General features: G+C 72.7%; 2 protein-coding genes. Both read left to right on the plus strand.

The window, feature by feature from the left end; genetic code table 11:
• The first annotated feature begins 173 nt into the window (after positions 1–173).
• Positions 174–1,157: a carbohydrate kinase family protein gene (locus tag JK359_RS38420; protein WP_201844365.1), complete on the plus strand. Its 984-nt coding sequence runs from the start codon at positions 174–176 to the stop codon at positions 1,155–1,157.
• Positions 1,154–2,149, plus strand: a 996-nt coding sequence (locus JK359_RS38425) for a homocysteine S-methyltransferase family protein (protein ID WP_201844367.1), incomplete at its 3' end; no start/stop codon positions are given. The genes JK359_RS38420 and JK359_RS38425, both read left to right, overlap by 4 nt.

The following is a 2,149-nucleotide window of genomic DNA, read 5'->3' on the forward strand; positions in this document are numbered from 1 at the left end:
CTACGGCCACTTCGGCCGCGAGCTGCCCGACTTCACCTGGGAGCGCACCGACCGCGCCGAGCTGCTCAAGGCAGCCGCGGGCCTGTGAACCCGGCACCCGGACGGCCGGGCCGGCGCCCACGGCCGGCCGCGCGCCACCGGCGACCAGCGACCTAAGCGACCGAAGGAGTCTCGTGCGCATCGCGGTGACAGGATCCATAGCCACCGACCATCTGATGGTCTTCCCCGGGCGGTTCGCGGACCAGCTGCTTCCCGACCAGCTCGCGCATGTCTCGCTCTCGTTCCTCGTCGACGGGCTCGAAGTGCGCTTCGGCGGCGTCGCGGCCAACATCGCCTTCGGACTCGGCGGCTTCGGGCTGTCGCCCCTGCTGGTCGGGGCGGTCGGCACCGACTTCGCCGAGTACGAGGTCTGGCTGAAGGAGCACGGCGTCGACACAGGCGGCGTACGCGTCTCCGGCGAACGGCAGACGGCCCGCTTCATGTGCATCACGGACGAGGACGCCAACCAGATCGCCGCGTTCTACGCGGGTGCGATGAGCGAGGCGTGCGACATCGACCTGGGCGCGGTCCTGGCCGGTGCCGAACGGCCCGGCCTGGTACTGATCTCGCCGGACGACCCGTCGGCGATGCTGCGCCACACGGCCGAGTGCCGGGACCTCGGCATCCCCTTCGCGGCCGATCCCTCGCAGCAGCTGGCCCGCCTGGACGGCGATCAGGTCCGTGCTCTGGTGGACGGCGCCACCTGGCTGTTCACCAACGAGTACGAAGCCGCACTGCTGATGGAGCACACCGGCTGGAGCCGCGACGAGGTCCTGGCGGCCGTCGGCACCTGGATCACGACGCTCGGCGCCGGGGGCGTCCGCATGGAGCGCGCGGGACTGTCCCCCCTCACCGTCCCCGCCGTCCCCGGCATCGACCCGGCCGATCCGACCGGTGGCGGTGACGCCTTCCGCGCCGGATTCCTCGCCGCCGTCAGTCACGGTGTGGCGCTGGAGCCCGCGGCCCGACTGGGATGCGCGCTGGCCTCCGTCGCTCTCGGCGCGGTGGGCTCGCAGGCCCACGAGGTCGACCCGGCGCAGCTGGCCGCCATCGTCGAGCGGGCCTACGGTCCCGACGCGGCCGCGCCGCTCGCGCCCGTCCTCGGTGAGCCGTCATGAACGCCGACAGCCGGACCCGTGTGTCCGCGCTCCGCGAGGCGCTCGCCGGCCGTGTGGTGGTCGCCGACGGAGCGATGGGCACCATGCTCCAGGCCCAGGAGCCGACCCTCGACGACTTCCAGCAGCTCGAGGGCTGCAACGAGATCCTCAACCTGACCCGCCCCGACATCGTCCGCTCCGTGCACGAGGCGTACTACGCCGTGGGTGTGGACTGCGTCGAGACGAACACCTTCGGGGCCAACCACTCCGCGCTCGGCGAGTACGACATCCCCGACCGGGTGTACGAGTTGTCCGAGGCGGGTGCCCGGGTGGCCCGAGAGGTCGCCGACGAGTTCACCGCGCGGGACGGCCGCCCCCGCTGGGTCCTCGGCTCCATCGGCCCGGGCACCAAGCTGCCCACGCTCGGCCACGCCCCTTACGCCACGCTGCGCGACGCCTACCAGCGCAACGCCGAGGGGCTGGCCACCGGCGGAGCCGACGCGCTGCTGGTGGAGACGACACAGGACCTGCTGCAGACCAGGGCCGCCGTGCTCGGCGCCCGGCGCGGCCTTCAGGCCCTCGGCCTGGACCTGCCGGTGATCGTGTCGGTGACGGTGGAGACCACCGGCACCATGCTGCTCGGCTCGGAGATCGGCGCGGCCCTGACCGCGCTGGAGCCGCTCGGCATCGACATGATCGGCCTGAACTGCGCCACCGGCCCGGCCGAGATGAGCGAGCACCTGCGCTACCTCGCCCGCCATGCCCGAGTGGGCCTGTCCTGCATGCCCAACGCGGGTCTGCCGGTCCTGGGCAAGGACGGCGCCCACTACCCCCTGTCCGGCGCGGCGTTGGCGGAGGCGCACCAGAACTTCGTGCGTGAGTTCGGGGTCGGTCTCGTGGGCGGCTGCTGCGGCACGACACCGGAACACCTGCGCCAGGTCGTGGACCGCGTCCGTGGTCTGGCTCCGGGTGAGCGTGATCCGCGTCCCGAGCCGGGTGCCGCGTCCCTCTAT

Source organism: Streptomyces actinomycinicus (assembly GCF_016741775.1).
GTDB classification, from domain to species: Bacteria; Actinomycetota; Actinomycetes; order Streptomycetales; family Streptomycetaceae; genus Streptomyces; species Streptomyces actinomycinicus.